This is a genomic window from Breznakiella homolactica, assembly GCF_016616095.2.
GTDB lineage: Bacteria > Spirochaetota > Spirochaetia > Treponematales > Breznakiellaceae > Breznakiella > Breznakiella homolactica.
Genome location: NZ_CP067089.2, coordinates 4,377,555 through 4,392,414, shown reverse-complemented (window position 1 = coordinate 4,392,414; position 14,860 = coordinate 4,377,555). Strand labels below are relative to the sequence as shown.

The following is a 14,860-nucleotide window of genomic DNA, read 5'->3' as shown; positions in this document are numbered from 1 at the left end:
CAGGCCGGATTCCTCAGTATCGACCCCAATGGGAGGAGAACCGATGAAAACGGAAGTATTTACTCTGTGCGATTTTGCCCAGGAAAACGGGGGAAAACTCACCATTGTAGGAACCTTTGACACGATCATTGCCCGGGATTTCCCCTGCGTCCATCCCCTTCTGTCCATTGTAATCCGCATGCGCTTCGATATCTGGGAATTCGGCAACCATACCTTCAGGATAGAGACCAGGGACCTGGACGGAGAAGCGAGCATTGAACCGGTGACGGGAACCATAGACGTCAAAGGCGTGGGCAACGCCAGCGCGGTGTCCCACCTGGTTTTTTCAATTTCCAATCTCAAATTCAGAAACAACGGTGTGGTCAATTTTGTGCTGTATATCGATGACAGAGAACTGACGTCCATTCCGCTCTACGTACGGAAAGGCTGAAGGAAGGGCTCTCCGCGGACAGGCGGGATTAACTACAGTCTGTCGCTGCGGGAAATAAGGATAAGATCCGCCAGGACCAGGGCCGCCATGGCTTCCACCACGGGAACCGCCCGGGGACAGACGCATACATCGTGTCTGCCGCCCACAGCAATATCCGCGGGAGCGCCGCCGCGGGTGATGGTTTTCTGGGGCAGCGATATTGACGGAATCGGTTTAAACGCCACGGTAAATTCAACCGGAGCTCCTGTGGAAAGCCCCCCAAGAATCCCGCCGGCGCGGTTGGAAATAAAAGCCGCCCCGGGCACATCCGGGGGAAGGCCGGAACCTCCGGCGGCCGGCACGGAGCCGTCCGTCCCGGGAGGCACAATCCCGTCATTCTGGTCAGAGCCCTTTCCTGAAGCGGCGGAGAACCCCGCGCCGAACTCGATCCCCTTGGCGGCGCCGATGGAAAGCATGGCCCCCGCGAGCAGCCCGTCGAGTTTGCCGAATACCGGCATACCCAGTCCCGGGGAAAGGCCCTCAATCATACAGGAAACCGTTCCGCCCGCGGAATCACCGCTTTCCCGGAGCGCGGCTATAGCCTCCGCGGCCCGGGCCGCGGATTCTCCATGGGGAATCCGGAGGGGATTGTTCTCGGCCTCAGCCCGGTCAAACCGGGGGTCTCCGGGACCGGGGGCATGGATACCTCCGGCGGAGGAGGTCCAGGCGAAAACGGATACATTGTACTGCCGGAGCAAAGCCTTTGCCACGGCGCCGGCGGCCACCCTGCCCAGGGTCTCCCGGCCGGAGCTTCTGCCGCCGCCGCGGTGATCCCGGAAGCCGTATTTCGCTTCCCAGGGCCAGTCCGCGTGGCCCGGCCGGTAGGTATCCTTGAGGTTTTCGTAATCGGCGGATTTCTGACTGGTATTCCGGACTAGCACGGCAATGGGCGTTCCCAGGGTTTTCCCGCCGTATACGCCGGAGAGTATCTCGGGGGTATCCGCTTCCCGCCGTGTCGTTCCGGCACCGCCGCCGCCGGGCCGCCGCCGGCGCAGTTCCCGTTCAATATCTTCCTGATCGAGGGGAAGTCCCGCGGGGCAGCCGTCCACGACACAGCCCAAAGCGGGGCCATGGGATTCGCCGAAGGTGGTTGCCGTGAACAGTGTTCCGAAGGTATTGCCCGCCATAAACCTATACCTTGAGGGCTTCGATTTCGGTAAGTGTCGGCGGTTCCGCGCCCCGCCGGGAACAGACCAGGGACGCGGCCTTATTGGCGAAAAACAGGGCGTCCCTGAGTTCACCGTCGCTCAGCGCGGCCAGGGCCGGACGGTTCATTTTCCCCTGTATCTCGAGCCAGGCAAGAAAACTGCCGTGGAAGGTATCCCCCGCGCCGATGGTATCGATTACTTCAAGATCCACCACCGGGGCGCTCACCCGGGAAACCGACCCGTCTTCCCGCCGGATAAGAGCCATGGCGCCCTCCGGTCCCAGGGTCGTTACGGCGATGCGGACCCCGAGGCTGAGCATCTTTTCCATGGATTTATCAAGGCCCAAGCCCGGATATATAAATTCAAAATCGGCTTCCGATATTTTGGCGATCGTTGCCGCGGCTGCCCAGGTTTCGAAACGCCGGACAAAGGCTTCCCGGTCACGGATCATAAAGGGCCGTATATTGGGATCAAGGGAAATAACCGGCGCGCCGCTGCCGGTCCTGCGGGACTGTTCCAGGATAAAATTTTCTATAGTACTTGCCACGGGTTCCATGGTCATGGCGATGGAACCGAAGTAAATGCAGGTCACCTCCGGTGGCAGAACCGCCGGCAGATCAACCGCCGAAAAGGACCGGTCCGCGGATCCTTCAGTATAGAAAATATACCGGGGTTCCTGGCCCTGTTCCAGTTTAACGAAAGCCAGGGTGGATGTCTGGTCTGAACGGGTTATTAAACCGGTTCCTACATGGTTCTCCGCGAGGCGCTTAATCAGTGTCTCGCCGAAGAAATCCGTTGAAAATCTGCCCAGGAACGAAACAGGTACCCCCAGGCGGCCGGCGGCTATGGCCGTATTGTAGGGACTTCCCCCGGGACAGGGTAAGAAAGCCGGTTCCCCTCCGGAAGATATCCCGGGGATCATATCGATGAGCGCTTCGCCGCAGCCTAAAATCATACCATTTCTCCTGGTTCATAATACCGGGGGAGCACAGGGTCTTTCAAGCCGGAAAGAACCCGTGTTTACCGGGTCCGCGGGTCCTGTCATGTTATTAATAATACGGGTATCGTGCCTATTTTTGCTTAAATAGATATTTTTCCTATATAGACAAAAGTTTCCCTTTTGTAGATGATAGAACCATACATGAACATACGAATCGATACCCATACCCATTCAATTTCTTCGGGCCACGCCTATTCCACGGTGGATGATCTTGCCCGGGGCGCCCGCAAGCGGGGGCTTGCCGGTTTTGTACTCACCGATCACGGCCCATCTCTTCCCGGAGGTACCCACGCGTACCATTTCGGCAACCTCAGAATTCTGCCGGAAAAAATAAACGGGGTTCTCTTTTTCAAAGGCATAGAAGCAAACATCATGGACCTGGAAGGGGCCATCGATCTCGGCCAGAAATACATCATGGAGCTCGACTTTGTAATGGCCGGTTTCCACGAAATCTGTTTTGCCCCCCGGAGCCGGGAAGAAAATACCCGGGCAATGGCTGCGGCCCTGGCTAATCCCTTTGTGGACGCCATTTCCCATCCGGGGAACAGGATCTATCCCATTGATATTGAAGCGGTGGTGCAGGCCGCCGCCGACCACGGAAAAGCCCTGGAAATCAACAACGCTACATTCCGGGTGCGGCCCGGGAGCGAGGAAAACTGCCGGGCCATTGCCAGGCTCTGCGCGGAAAAGGGCGTGTACCTGTGCTGCGGCAGCGACGCCCATTACTGGGAAGACGTGGGAAACTTTACCAAAGCAAAACTTCTGCTAAAGGAAGCCGGGGCAAGCCCGGACCGGCTCATCAACAGTTCAGTGGAATCCTTCAGGGACTTTATAGCCCAGAGGAGAACCGCCAAAGAACAGTACATCAAGGACAATCCCTAAAATCCGCCGGCACGGGAAGAATGATCACAGCCGGCGGATAAATCCGAGAATTTTTTCCGCCGCGGCAGCGGGATTATCCTGCTGGGGCAGATGACCCGCGTTCGGGATGAGCTCAAACCCGGCATCGGGCCGGATTTCCCGCAGCTTCCCGGAAGCATCCCGGGGCATTACGCGGTCATCCTCCCCCCAGAGAAGCAGCATTTTTCCGGGATACGAGGCCGCAAACTTCCCGTACCGGGGACCCGAAAACAGGTACGTTCCGATGAGGCTCCGCAGGGACGAAAAGTATCCCCGCTCCTGGAGGCGGCTTTCCACCCGGTCCATGACACGCTCCCGCAGGAACGTCCGGTCCGCTTCCGGCAGGGCGGACAAATCCCGGTAGTACGGTTCCAGAGAACGGTACGCCGCGTCAGGATCACTCCGGAAGGCCCGGTACCATTTTTTTCCCAGCGCCGGCAGAGCCATTAAACCAAGCCCAGCCGGCAGTCCCGACGATGCGGGAAAGCATCCGTCAAAAAGCACCGTACCAGGAAATTTTACCGGATCCGCAAAAGCCGCCGTTTCGGCGATCACCGCCCCCATGGAACTGCCCGCCAGCACCCCGGGCCCTTCGAACAAACCGGCCGCCGTCCGTACCGCGGCGGCGTGTTTTTTCAGCGTGCTCGGGCCCCGGATTTTCGACCGGCCGAATCCCGGCAGATCCAGGGCAATCACCCGGTGCCATGGCGCCACCAGCGGAATAATGTGGCGCCAGGAATCGGCTTCGTCCCCCAGACCGTGGACCATCACCACCGCCGGAGCGCCCGCCGGGCCGGAGCCCGTATCGTACAGAAAAAGCGTATCCCCGCCGGAGGAAAGTTCCACAGACCGGGCGTATCGCTCCAGGTCCGGCCAAGGCTTCATGTAAACGTTCCGGTTTTCCGGGGAATTGCTGGTATCCATATCCGCATTGTATACGCCCAAAGGCGGGACCGCAAGCATCGAAGGGGGAGCACCGCGTCTTCAAAGCCGGAAAGCACCCGGGTTTACCATTACGGCCCGGGTACTTTCCGGCTCAACCGGCTCGGTGCGGCCTTTCCATGGCGGGCTGCGCGTTTCCGAAGGACACGACCCCTCGCTCCAGCCTTGCCGCATTTTGTGTGGAGTTTTGCTCCGCAAAACTTCAAAAAGACGTGCCGCCCCAGCCGGCAAGTCTTACGCTACCCTCTCTTCGGGTTCTTGGTAACGGAACCGGGACCGGCTGCATTGCCGGATCATGCATACCGCGGGTGCCGTGACAGGGACAGCGGCAATTTGCTATGCTTATTGTATGGACGAATCTTTTATCCGTACCGAGAGTATCCTCGGCAGGGAGGCCATGGAGCGGCTCCGGAACGCGGCGGTGGCTGTGTTCGGGCTGGGCGGGGTCGGGTCCGCCGCCGCGGAAGCCCTGGCCCGGTCGGGGATCGGATCCTTCATCCTGGTGGACAGCGATACGGTCCAGCGGTCGAATATAAACCGGCAGATTATTGCCCTGCACTCAAACCTGGGTATACCCAAAACAGCGGCCATGAAGAACCGTATCCTCGACATCAACCCTGAAGCTTCGGTTGAAACCCACGAACTGTTTTTTACCGCCGAAACCGGAGAGGAACTCCTTTCCCGGGGTATTTCCTATATTGTCGACGCCATAGACACGGTTTCCTCAAAGATTGAACTCATTCTCCGGGCCCGGGACCTGGGGATTCCCATTATCAGTTCCATGGGGACCGGGAACAAACTCGATCCATCGCGGCTGGAAATCGCGGATATCCATGAGACATCCGAATGCCCTCTGGCCCGGGTGATGCGGCGGGAGCTGAGAAACCGGGGAATCGAAAAACTCACCGTGGTATACTCCCGGGAACCGCCGGTAAAACCGGATCCGCTGACCGCGGCGGCCTTCGGGGACCAAAAAAGGCCGGGAAAAACCACCCCCGGGAGCACGGCCTTTGTCCCTCCGGCGGCCGGCCTCATTATGGCATCCCGGGTCGTTCGGGATCTCACCGCGAGATAAACCCGCTCCGGAACATGAAATTCACACTGCGGAACGAAAAACCGCCGGTTATGGGGGAAATAAAGTGTATATTAAAGATATCTTATTGGTATACATCGGGAGATAGCCATGGATATTGCGTTCGGCCACACGAATATGGATCTTGACTGTCTGGGATCCCTTATTCTGGTAAAGAAACTATACCCCGGATACCGGCTGGTCAAAAGCCGGCTTATTCATCCCGCGGCCCGGAACCTGTACAACATGTACCAGGATTTCTTTGATTTCATGAACCCCAAAGAAATTGAGGAAGAGTCCATAGAAAACGTCATTATTGTGGATACCTGCACCGCCGACCGGGTAAAGGAATACTTCAGCCATATCCGGAATCCCGACCCTTCAATTCTGATTTTCGACCACCATCCCACGGAAAACTGCGATATTCTGGGGGCCAGACTTGAAGGCAAACCCTTCGGCGCAAATACATCCTTCCTGGGAAAAATGGCCATGGACCGGGGGATTCCCCTCGCGCCCGAAGAAGCCACCATTGCTCTTACGGGAATCTACGCCGATACGGGAAGGCTCATCTACGAGAATGTCTGCCGGGAGGATTATGAGGTAGCGGCCTATCTCCTGGACATGGGGGCATCGCTTAAACTGGTAAAGTCATTCCTGGAAACAATAAAGGAAGAGGAACAGATCGCGGTCCTCCACGGTCTTCTCCGGACGGTAACCCGTACGGACATCCAGGGACATTCCATACTGCTGAGCTACATGGAACTTGAAGAAAACATTCCCGGCCTCGCGGCGATCGTCGAAAAAATCATGGACATTGAAGATCCCGACGCGTACTTCGCGGTCTTCTGCATTGCCAAAACGAAAACCATCCTGCTTATCGCCAGGAGCCAGAAAATCCGGATCGACCTCCATGAACTGCTCAGCGTATACGGCGGCGGCGGACACCAGATGGCGGGTTCCGCAAAGATTGAAAACCAGGAAGGGCCGGTATTCTACGATGACTTCTGTTCGTACCTCGAACAATCCCTGACTCCCGCAACCAGAGCCCGGGACATCATGACCCGGGAATTCCGCACCATCCGTGAGGAAATGACCCTGATGGAAGCGTCCCGTTTTCTTGAAGAAGCCGACCTCACCGGTGTACCGGTGCTGAACGGCCAGGGAGAACTAAAGGGGTTCCTGAGTCTCCGGGATATTATGAAGGGAAGAAAAGCCGAACAGATGCACTCCCCGGTAAAGGCCTATATGACCCGCAAGGTTATCGCGTCCGACGGATCCATCAGCATCCGGGAGGTGGAACGGATTTTCTACCGCAACCATATAGGACACCTTCCCATTGTGGAGGACAACAAACTCGTCGGAATCGTAACCCGGTGGGATTATCTGGAATTCAAAAAGCGCCAGAATTCCCGGGAACGGGCCCTGAAAAACGACAATTCCCCGGAAGTCACCGCTTCCGGCCGGGGCTGAAACGGCAGCCCCCTCCCGGGACGGCTACCCCATGCGGGCCGAAGCCCAGGCATTAAGCCGGTCCAGGCCTTCCATAAGGAGAGACCGGGGGCAGGCGGTATTGATCCGGATAAAGCCCCGGCCGCCGGCGCCGAAAAGGCTTCCCTGGGTGAACTTCACCCTGCCCTCTTCTTCCAGGGCGGCGCAGAGTTCCATGTCGCCAGCGTATCCCGCGGCGGAAACCAGCTCCGAAGCGTCCGCCCAGATCAGATAGGTTCCTTCGGGCCGGTACGCCCGGACACCGGGAATCTCCCGGTTGATTTTTTCCACCGCAGCGTCAATATTGCCGAGCAGATAGGGTTTCAGTTCCGCGAGCCAGGGCGCGCCGTACCGGTAGGCGTTTTCCACGGCAATTACCGAGAAAATATTCGCCACGCTGTGGCCCGCGGCCTTAAGCCCCTCCCGGATACGTTCCCTGAGGTTTTCATCCCGGGCGACAAAGTGGGAAACATGGAGCCCCCCGAGGTTGAAGGTTTTGTTGGCCCCGGAGAAAACGACTACCCGGTCCGCGAATTCCGGAAAATCCGCCATGGAGACGAACCCGCCGGGGGTGTGGACGAAATCCCCGTGGATCTCATCGCAGGCCGCAACCATATCGTATTTTTTCGCCAGGGCGAGGATACTTTCCAGTTCATCCTTTTTCCAAACCGTTCCCCCGGGATTGTGGGGGGAGCAGAACATGAGCATGGGGACCCGGATCCCCTTTTCCCGGGCGCCGGACAGAACCGCCTCAACCCGGTCCGCGGAAAATTCGAGCCGGCCGTTCCCGTTCAAAGTAAGAGGAACCTCCAGAATCCGGCGGCCGTTGCTTTCAACGGCGGTATAAAAAGGATAGTATACCGGGGTCGGCACCAGAATGCTGTCCCCCGGTTCCGAGAAGGTCCTGACCAGGATTCCCATGGACGGCACCGTACCGGGCCCGGACAGAAGGCTCTCCGGTTCCAGGTCCACACCGTACTGGCCGCGGTACCAGTCCCTGAGGGCTTCAAAAAAGCCCGGAGGATCCGCCATATAGCCATAAATGGGATGGGCCGCCCGTTCCTGTATCTTTGTAACCATTTCCGGGGGCGAGGCAAAATCCATATCCGCTACCCAGAGGGGAATTACATCGGGTTTCCCCGGGGCTTCGTGAAGGCTGTCCCATTTTATGGAACCCGTTCCCCTGCGGTTGATTACTGTGTCAAAATCCACGGCTTTCCTCCCTGGTTAATTGGTAATACATATTTGTCCGACCGCGGCCAATCCGGATGAATGGCAGCGGAATAGTAATAAAAAAATCTTATAATATAAAATTAAATATAGCCAGGGTATTTTCCGCAAATTTGACTTCAAAAACAGGAATGAGTAACATATATATAAGAATATATATGGAGGATTTTATGAACGTTACCGTATATTCAACCCAGACGTGTCCGTACTGCACCATGGTGAAGGATTACCTGCGGGGAAAACAGGTGGCATTCACTGAATATGATGTGGGAAAAGACCAGGTAAAGGCCCAGGAAATGGTCAATAAGAGCGGCCAGATGGGGGTACCGGTGGTCGAAATCAACGGAAAAATTGTGGTGGGATTCAACAAACCTGAACTGGATAAACTGCTGCCCTGAAAGAGGGGACATCCGGGATGATCAGCGGAAGGTCACCCGGAGTCCCGCAGCGAAACGCCACCCTTCTACCCCGGGAAGGTCTTCGCCGGTCCACAGCTTGTATACCGGAAACCATGCCCGGAGATCAAACCCCGCGAGAATTTTTTCCGTTACGGTAAAATCCATGCCCACACCGGCAACAGGATAAAACCAGCGCCCCTTTTCCCAAAAATATGAGACAATTTTATCGGTCTGACTGGACGCATCATCCCGGTCCGCGCCTTCAAGCCCGCTGGCTATGAGACAGAGCCGGAGATCCGCCGCAGGTCCCCCATAGACCCTGAGGCGGATTTTATCGGTAAAATTCGCCCGGTAAACGGCCTGTACGCCTAAGATAGATCCGATAACCAGGGTCGACCGGTTTTCTATAGCGTACGGAACGGGCCAGTCAACGGAATCGGGAAATCCGTAATGGGTACCGTAAAAATCCAGCGTTACTTCCAAAGCAAAAAAATCGTAAAATGAATAGGAAACACCCCCGCCCATGGATCCGAGGATCGGCGAGGGATCCCCTTCGAGGCCGTTGTCTTCGGGAATTATGAGCATGGAAGCCTGGAGGGACCAGGACAAATTATCGAAAAAGCCTTCCGCCGCGGATACCGCCGGAAGATGGGGAATCGCCATTCCCAGCAGTACAACGGAAAAAAACGCAGCTATTCTTCTCATACCCAAACTATACCACAGCCGGCCGTGCTTTGCACGGCCCCGGTTTTCTTATTCCGCAAAAAGCTTTTCCCCCGGATCATTGATAACCATAAATCCCGCGGCTCCCACCGAAAGCCCCTGCTGTTCCTCCCAGGCCGCGATGAGGGACGGCCCCGAAAGAGCAAAACCGGTGTATACGTAATTGTCCGGCAGCAGGGGAAGGGAAAATGCCGCGCTCCGGTACCCGCCGCCGGATGTATCCCCGCGGATATACCGGCCCCGGCCGTCAGGCAGGATGGCCAAACTGCCGCCGGCGCTATGGTATACATAGGTCTGGATAAACTCCTGTTCTCCGGTATTCGCCGACGTTCCCAGAATAAAGTATTGTGTTCCATCCCAATCCGGGGAAATAATTTCGGCGACCGAAACGGCCCCGGAGCCGAGCATTTCCGCGGCGGCCTCAAGAACCGGCCGCAGAAGCCCCGGAGCGTCCTGCCAATGCAGGGGAGTCTGGGCATTGATAAAAGCCGCGCTGGAGCAGGCTTCCCCAGGGGTTTCGAGATCCGCGGTCCGGTAATAGGACCGTATCCCCTGGGCCTTATCCTTCTGAACGGCCCGGTAATACCAGAAACCATCGTTTCCCCGCTGGAGACTTTCTATATCCCAGCCCTCATCCGGCGGCTGGTCCGCGAATGCCCCTATATCAACCGCCACAGGCGCAGGACTTTCCCGGGAAAGGTAGAAAGCCCGCGGATCCGGGAGTTTCTGACCGGGTTCGGTAAAAAAATCGTCCCGATACAGGAGGATGCAGGAGCGGCCGCGGAGTGAGAAAACCGATGCCACAGTATAATCAGACCAGTAATTCTCGTCGGCTATGCGGAACAGAGCAATCCGGTCTTCGGACCAGGGAACACTCACAAGAAAGCCGCTCCGGTTTGACGCCATCACCAGCCTGTTTTCCGCGGCGTCCATGGAAGTTATATGGCGGGAAAGGGGCCAGGGAGAAAAATCAACCAGAGCCGCATTCTCCGGGGAATCGATCCGCCGGGGACCGCCGGGGGCAAGTTCAAACCAGAGGGGAACCTCCCCGGAGACAATGAATATCTCAGGAATAAGCACCGCCGAGGACGCGGAAATCCCATCAGGTTCCGGCGGCGCCGGGGACAGGCGGGGATAGGAAATAAAAATGCCTATTATTGCCAGGAGAACTGCCCCGGCCACCGCGAAAAACAAGACCTTCTGCTTATCCATCATTATCCAGTCTATAAAAACAGGCAGTCTGCCACAAGGGGGCTCATGGAATCAGCCAGGATAACCGCAGTATACGATCCCCGCGTTTCGTGCTTCCGGGATCTACGGCCGGGGAAACCAGGCCCAGACGCCTTCCGAACAGCGTATGATCCCCCGGTAAGAAACATAGGTATCGATTCCCGCCGCGGTGGGAAGTTCCAGCCCGCCCTCTTCGAGGGCCGTCATTTCCGGAGCAAACGGCGACGGACAGGCCCAGGGGCCTTCGTCCGGGGGAAAGGCCGTAGTGGAACCGCGGTACCGGGATACAATACGCCTCCGGTCGAATCCGCTTTGTACGGTTTTTTCCGCTATGAGCCGCCAGTCCGCAAGCCAGGGATCGGTTCTGAGGGTTGTTTCCGGCGAAGCCAGGACCTCACGGAACCGGGGCCAGTCGAAATACTCGGGTTTCCGGGTATCCGGATCCAGCCGGGCAAGTTCCCGGTAGAAAACCGCCGGGACGCCGCCGTCCCAGGTCAGAACAATGGCGCCGCCCTCCCGGTCAAAGGGAAACAGGGCGCCGGCGGGGTAAAAATCCCCGGGATTAAGCCCTGCCTCCGGCCAATATGGATAAGCGGCGACAGGGCTGGCCCATTCCGCCATAACTCCGATCCGGAGATTCTCCGGGAAATCCGTTTCTTCCTGCCGCCACGTACCGTCCCGGCCGATCCATTCAATCCGCCACCGGGGCCTGCCGAGGATTTCCGTCCATTCCACCGGCAGGACCGGCAGCTCCAGGCGGAACGAATCGGACAGCAGCGGCTCCCCGCAGCCGCAGAGGGCCAGTATGGCACAGCACAGGAGAAAGAAAAAACCCGCTGACCGGAATCGTGCCGGGAAACCACAAAAAACGCGGTATATTTCCATATTAATGGTATGCAGCGGGACCATAGATTGCTTTAATTGTGAATTTGCATCATACTATTATCGGAATGGATGATTTACGCGCGTATCAGGATGCCCTGAGCCAGGCTTTGGCGGCCCGGCACGATTGGCTGGAAAAGACTGAATTGTCCCGTCTGAAGGAAGAATTCCGGACTTTTCATTCTGCATTTTCAAGCATCTACCAGATTCTGCTCAAAAAAGCCTTTCTCCAGGAAGACCCCTACAAACATGAGGCTAAAATAGGGGAAATTGAAATTCCCTCCGCCGAGGATATGAGCGAATCAAAAAAAGTCGAAGAGCTGAGTATCCGCCTTTCAAATTACGACAACCAGCTGGACTTTCTCGTTAATTTCTACCAATTTTCCGCTGAATTCCTCACCATGGACAGGATCAAACGCATCCTGGGGCTGGTCAAATACATCGACTGGACGCGGTTCACCAACAGTTCCGCCAACGCCAATACCCGGGCCCTTTCGGAGATCATCGATTCCGTAAAACCCGGGGTGGATCAGTTTTCATGGACGCTGGTAAACGATTCCCTCCAGGACCTTGATAAATCGACCACCAGCATCATCCGGCTCCTTAAGGAAATCGCCGATTACCACCGGGAAAACCTGAAATACGAAATCCGGATCAAGATTCTCAACACCCTGAATATCGATCCCGCCCATGCCATGGCCAGAAAAAACGACATCATTTCCCAGATAAAAAAGAAATATACCGCGGCCCTGGGGGGCAAACCGTACTATCCCGATATTATAGAAGAAATTTTCAAAGAAGATTACTCGTCAAACGGTAAAGCATTGCGGGACGAGGTTCTGAAAAATCTCGCCATCCCGGACAGCAAACCCAAGATCCAGAAGAAGCAGGTTTCCTTTAAGCTGTTCCTCATCGACGGACTGCGGTCCCTGGGTACTACCTCCAACACTGTGGCGGATATTCTGCTGAAAATAGACGAAAACAACGAACTCATGGAAAGCATGAAGAACAGCTTCTGGGACAAGGTGAAACGCCTTATGCAGCAGATGATGAACAAGGAACCGGAACCGATTATATACGATCTGCAGTTCATCGACCCGGTACGGGGTACCACTACCAAGGAGCGGGTAAACTACTACAATCTCCGCCAGGACCTGGAAAAAAAAGTACGGACCCTGGGGAACTTCAGCATCCGCAGCGGCAATACGAGCCGGTTCGAATCCATGGAAGATGAACAGCTGCTGGCCCTCCTCGACCGGTCTGTCAAGGAAGTACAGAACATGCACCGGACCCTCTCCGCCCTGGACGATTACTTCAAAGCTTCTGCGGATCCGGAAATCCGGGATAAAGTAAAGGGAATAAAACCTGAACTCTCTACTATAAAGAACGCAATTATCAGCGCAAACCAAAAACGCCACGAATACACTTCCCAGAAAGAAGAGGAAGAGCAGCTCCGGCGGCTGGGCCTTACCACATAACACAGGTCCGGTATACAGGGCAGTCCGGTTTGTGCCTGCACGAGGAGTATCAATTGAAACAATCAGCACCGGGCAGAAGCCTGACCATCGGTAACAGAATATGCGGTACCATCTTTGTTTTGTTCATGGGCTTTGCCCTGCTGGCGGGATGTACCAGTACGCCCCGGGAAGAGCCGATACCCGATGACGGCACGGAATTACCCCGCCCTGGTGACGGTATTCCCGAGGAAGGGCCGCCCTCCGCGGAAACCCGGCCGGAAGTACGGAACCGGGAAGAATTAACCGTTGTTTTCTCTAAGAACGAAGTGGAACTGGATTTCCGAAAATCCTATCTGGCCAGCGAAGCCCAGCTGTTTACCGCCCTGTATGAAGGACTTTTTTCCTACCATCCCTTTACCATGGAACCGGTGCCGGCCCTGGCGGCGGACTGGGAGCTGTCGGAGGACAAAAAAGTCTGGACCTTCACCATCCGTGAAAACGCCCAGTACTGGAACGGCGACATGGTTATGGCGGACCACTTCCGTTCCGCCTGGATCTCCCTGCTGGACCCGGCAAAGGATTCACCCTACTCCTCCCTCTTCGATGTCATTGAAGGCGCCCGGGATTACCGTCTGGGACGGGTAGAAGCCTCGGAAGTTGGCATAGAAGCAAAGGACCACCGTACCCTGGTGGTGCGGCTCAATTCGCCGGCATCCTTTTTCCCCAGCATGCTGTGCCACCATTCCTTCAGCCCCATACACCCCACCATGGTGACCTCCGAGGACTGGTCCGCCAAGCCGCCGGTGTCCAACGGCCCGTTTTACATTGTCGATCAGGATGAAGACAAACTCGTCCTCGCCCGGAACGAACTGTACTGGGACGCTCCCCGGGTGAGCCTTAAACAGATCATCATACGGTTCTCCGACGACGCCGATGAGGCGGCGTCCCTGTGGAACACCGGGGAAGCCCGGTGGATTTCCGGGGATGTGAATATCGAAGCCCTGAGCGACCGCAGCGGAATCATTGTGAACGCCATGTTCGCCACCCATTATTATTATATCCGGTCCGCCCGGGAACCCTGGGGCGACCGCCGGCTGCGGAAGGCCCTTTCCATTTCCCTTCCCTGGGAAGAAATCAGGGAAAGCCACTACCTTCCCGCCCAGACCCTTATCTATCCCATACCGGGATACCCGGAAATCAAGGGTGTAACCGGCCCGGAAATTGACGAGGCTAAAAACCTCCTGGAGGAAGCGGGTTATCCCGGCGGGAACGGACTGCCCGAACTGGTCATACGGATCACCCCGTCCATGGAAGCGTCCCGGGTGGCGGGACTTATGGCTACCACCTGGAAGGAAAAACTCGGGATTCCGGTAAAGGTCGAAGTTGTTCCCTACGCGCTGTATTTCCAGACCCTTAAACAGAACGATTACGAAGTGGGATTTTCCACCTGGATCGGCGACTTCGCGGATCCCTATACATTCCTCCAGATGTGGCGGAGGGATTCAAACCTCAATGACGCCCGCTTCAGTGACGATGATTACGAAGCGCTGATGGATAAATCCATGTATGAGGACGGAGAAGCCCGGTGGAAGACCCTGGCGGAAGCGGAGGAACTGCTTCTGGACCGGGGAACGGTGCTCCCCGTCTCGTACAGCCCTGCCCTGAATATTATCGATATGGATGAACTGGACGGCTGGTTTCCCAATGCCTTGGACATTCATCCCTTCAAATATTTCTCGTTTAAGGCATTCAAACCCCTGCCGGGGGTGGCCCTCAGGGCGCCCGCTTTACCGGAGAACAACAAAGAAGCATGGGGATAACGGATACGGGGGTCCTGTCTGAGTCCTGAGGGTATGGCTCCCTGTCGGCCTGCGGCACCGTATCCCCGGGTGCTTTCCGGATTGAAAGACTTTCTGCTCCC

Annotated in this window: 14 protein-coding genes; 7 read left to right on the top strand and 7 right to left on the bottom strand. The window is 56.5% G+C overall.

From position 1 onward, the window contains the following. Nucleotides 1–43 precede the first annotated feature (43 nt). Nucleotides 44–430 (top strand): DUF6941 family protein, encoded by a 387-nt coding sequence (locus JFL75_RS19700; protein ID WP_215628382.1) that lies wholly within the window; start codon nt 44–46, stop codon nt 428–430. Between the two features lie 32 nt (nt 431–462). Here the strand turns inward: JFL75_RS19700 and aroC are convergent, their stop codons facing one another. Both aroC and JFL75_RS19690 read right to left on the bottom strand, forming a co-directional pair. Next, the gene (gene aroC, locus JFL75_RS19695) at nt 463–1,596 is read right to left on the bottom strand and encodes a chorismate synthase (protein ID WP_215628381.1); all 1,134 of its coding nucleotides are present in this window, start codon (nt 1,594–1,596) and stop codon (nt 463–465) included. 4 nt (nt 1,597–1,600) lie between these two features. Then, entirely contained in the window at nt 1,601–2,572 is a 972-nt protein-coding gene (locus tag JFL75_RS19690) for a carbohydrate kinase family protein (protein ID WP_215628380.1), read from the bottom strand. A 186-nt stretch (nt 2,573–2,758) separates the two neighbouring features. Here JFL75_RS19690 and JFL75_RS19685 point away from each other — a divergent pair, with 186 nt between their 5' ends. Further along, nucleotides 2,759–3,499: a phosphatase gene (locus JFL75_RS19685; protein ID WP_215628379.1), complete on the top strand. Its 741-nt coding sequence runs from the start codon at nt 2,759–2,761 to the stop codon at nt 3,497–3,499. A 24-nt stretch (nt 3,500–3,523) separates the two neighbouring features. Here the strand turns inward: JFL75_RS19685 and JFL75_RS19680 are convergent, their stop codons facing one another. Then, nucleotides 3,524–4,402: an alpha/beta fold hydrolase gene (locus tag JFL75_RS19680; RefSeq protein WP_215628378.1), complete on the bottom strand. Its 879-nt coding sequence runs from the start codon at nt 4,400–4,402 to the stop codon at nt 3,524–3,526. Between the two features lie 406 nt (nt 4,403–4,808). Between JFL75_RS19680 and JFL75_RS19675 the strand changes: the two genes are divergently transcribed. Both JFL75_RS19675 and JFL75_RS19670 read left to right on the top strand, forming a co-directional pair. Then, complete coding sequence (locus JFL75_RS19675) at nt 4,809–5,534, top strand: tRNA threonylcarbamoyladenosine dehydratase (RefSeq protein WP_215628377.1); 726 nt, start codon at nt 4,809–4,811, stop codon at nt 5,532–5,534. A gap of 108 nt (nt 5,535–5,642) precedes the next feature. Beyond that, the gene (locus JFL75_RS19670; RefSeq protein WP_215628376.1) at nt 5,643–7,001 is read left to right on the top strand and encodes a CBS domain-containing protein; all 1,359 of its coding nucleotides are present in this window, start codon (nt 5,643–5,645) and stop codon (nt 6,999–7,001) included. Between the two features lie 24 nt (nt 7,002–7,025). Here the strand turns inward: JFL75_RS19670 and JFL75_RS19665 are convergent, their stop codons facing one another. Continuing rightward, the gene (locus JFL75_RS19665; RefSeq protein ID WP_215628375.1) at nt 7,026–8,231 is read right to left on the bottom strand and encodes a MalY/PatB family protein; all 1,206 of its coding nucleotides are present in this window, start codon (nt 8,229–8,231) and stop codon (nt 7,026–7,028) included. 188 nt (nt 8,232–8,419) lie between these two features. Here JFL75_RS19665 and JFL75_RS19660 point away from each other — a divergent pair, with 188 nt between their 5' ends. Beyond that, nucleotides 8,420–8,647 carry a glutaredoxin family protein gene (locus JFL75_RS19660; RefSeq protein ID WP_215628374.1) on the top strand — a complete coding sequence of 76 codons (228 nt, stop codon included), beginning with the start codon at nt 8,420–8,422 and terminating at the stop codon, nt 8,645–8,647. A gap of 21 nt (nt 8,648–8,668) precedes the next feature. On the opposite strand, the gene JFL75_RS19655 is transcribed toward JFL75_RS19660, so the two are convergent. The 3 genes from JFL75_RS19655 to JFL75_RS19645 form a co-directional block, all read right to left on the bottom strand. Beyond that, complete coding sequence (locus JFL75_RS19655) at nt 8,669–9,352, bottom strand: hypothetical protein (RefSeq protein WP_215628373.1); 684 nt, start codon at nt 9,350–9,352, stop codon at nt 8,669–8,671. A 48-nt stretch (nt 9,353–9,400) separates the two neighbouring features. Continuing rightward, nucleotides 9,401–10,585, bottom strand: coding sequence for a DUF8086 family protein (locus JFL75_RS19650; protein WP_215628372.1), 1,185 nt, complete (start codon nt 10,583–10,585; stop codon nt 9,401–9,403). Nucleotides 10,586–10,684: 99 nt separating this feature from the next. Further along, complete coding sequence (locus JFL75_RS19645) at nt 10,685–11,485, bottom strand: hypothetical protein (RefSeq protein ID WP_215628371.1); 801 nt, start codon at nt 11,483–11,485, stop codon at nt 10,685–10,687. A 65-nt stretch (nt 11,486–11,550) separates the two neighbouring features. Between JFL75_RS19645 and JFL75_RS19640 the strand changes: the two genes are divergently transcribed. Both JFL75_RS19640 and JFL75_RS19635 read left to right on the top strand, forming a co-directional pair. Then, entirely contained in the window at nt 11,551–12,960 is a 1,410-nt protein-coding gene (locus tag JFL75_RS19640) for a TP0584 family protein (protein ID WP_215628370.1), read from the top strand. Between the two features lie 53 nt (nt 12,961–13,013). Continuing rightward, nucleotides 13,014–14,759, top strand: coding sequence for a peptide ABC transporter substrate-binding protein (locus JFL75_RS19635; protein WP_223292711.1), 1,746 nt, complete (start codon nt 13,014–13,016; stop codon nt 14,757–14,759). Nucleotides 14,760–14,860: the final 101 nt, after the last annotated feature.

Coding starts and splice junctions, on each gene's coding strand:
- JFL75_RS19685 (WP_215628379.1), top strand. CDS start 2,759: ATGAACATACGAATCGATACCCATACCCATTCAATTTCTTCGGGCCAC.
- JFL75_RS19675 (WP_215628377.1), top strand. CDS start 4,809: ATGGACGAATCTTTTATCCGTACCGAGAGTATCCTCGGCAGGGAGGCC.
- JFL75_RS19680 (WP_215628378.1), bottom strand. CDS start 4,402: ATGAAGCCTTGGCCGGACCTGGAGCGATACGCCCGGTCTGTGGAACTT.
- JFL75_RS19690 (WP_215628380.1), bottom strand. CDS start 2,572: ATGATTTTAGGCTGCGGCGAAGCGCTCATCGATATGATCCCCGGGATA.
- JFL75_RS19660 (WP_215628374.1), top strand. CDS start 8,420: ATGAACGTTACCGTATATTCAACCCAGACGTGTCCGTACTGCACCATG.
- JFL75_RS19640 (WP_215628370.1), top strand. CDS start 11,551: ATGGATGATTTACGCGCGTATCAGGATGCCCTGAGCCAGGCTTTGGCG.
- JFL75_RS19700 (WP_215628382.1), top strand. CDS start 44: ATGAAAACGGAAGTATTTACTCTGTGCGATTTTGCCCAGGAAAACGGG.
- JFL75_RS19655 (WP_215628373.1), bottom strand. CDS start 9,352: ATGAGAAGAATAGCTGCGTTTTTTTCCGTTGTACTGCTGGGAATGGCG.
- JFL75_RS19650 (WP_215628372.1), bottom strand. CDS start 10,585: ATGATGGATAAGCAGAAGGTCTTGTTTTTCGCGGTGGCCGGGGCAGTT.
- JFL75_RS19645 (WP_215628371.1), bottom strand. CDS start 11,485: ATGGAAATATACCGCGTTTTTTGTGGTTTCCCGGCACGATTCCGGTCA.
- JFL75_RS19670 (WP_215628376.1), top strand. CDS start 5,643: ATGGATATTGCGTTCGGCCACACGAATATGGATCTTGACTGTCTGGGA.
- aroC (WP_215628381.1), bottom strand. CDS start 1,596: ATGGCGGGCAATACCTTCGGAACACTGTTCACGGCAACCACCTTCGGC.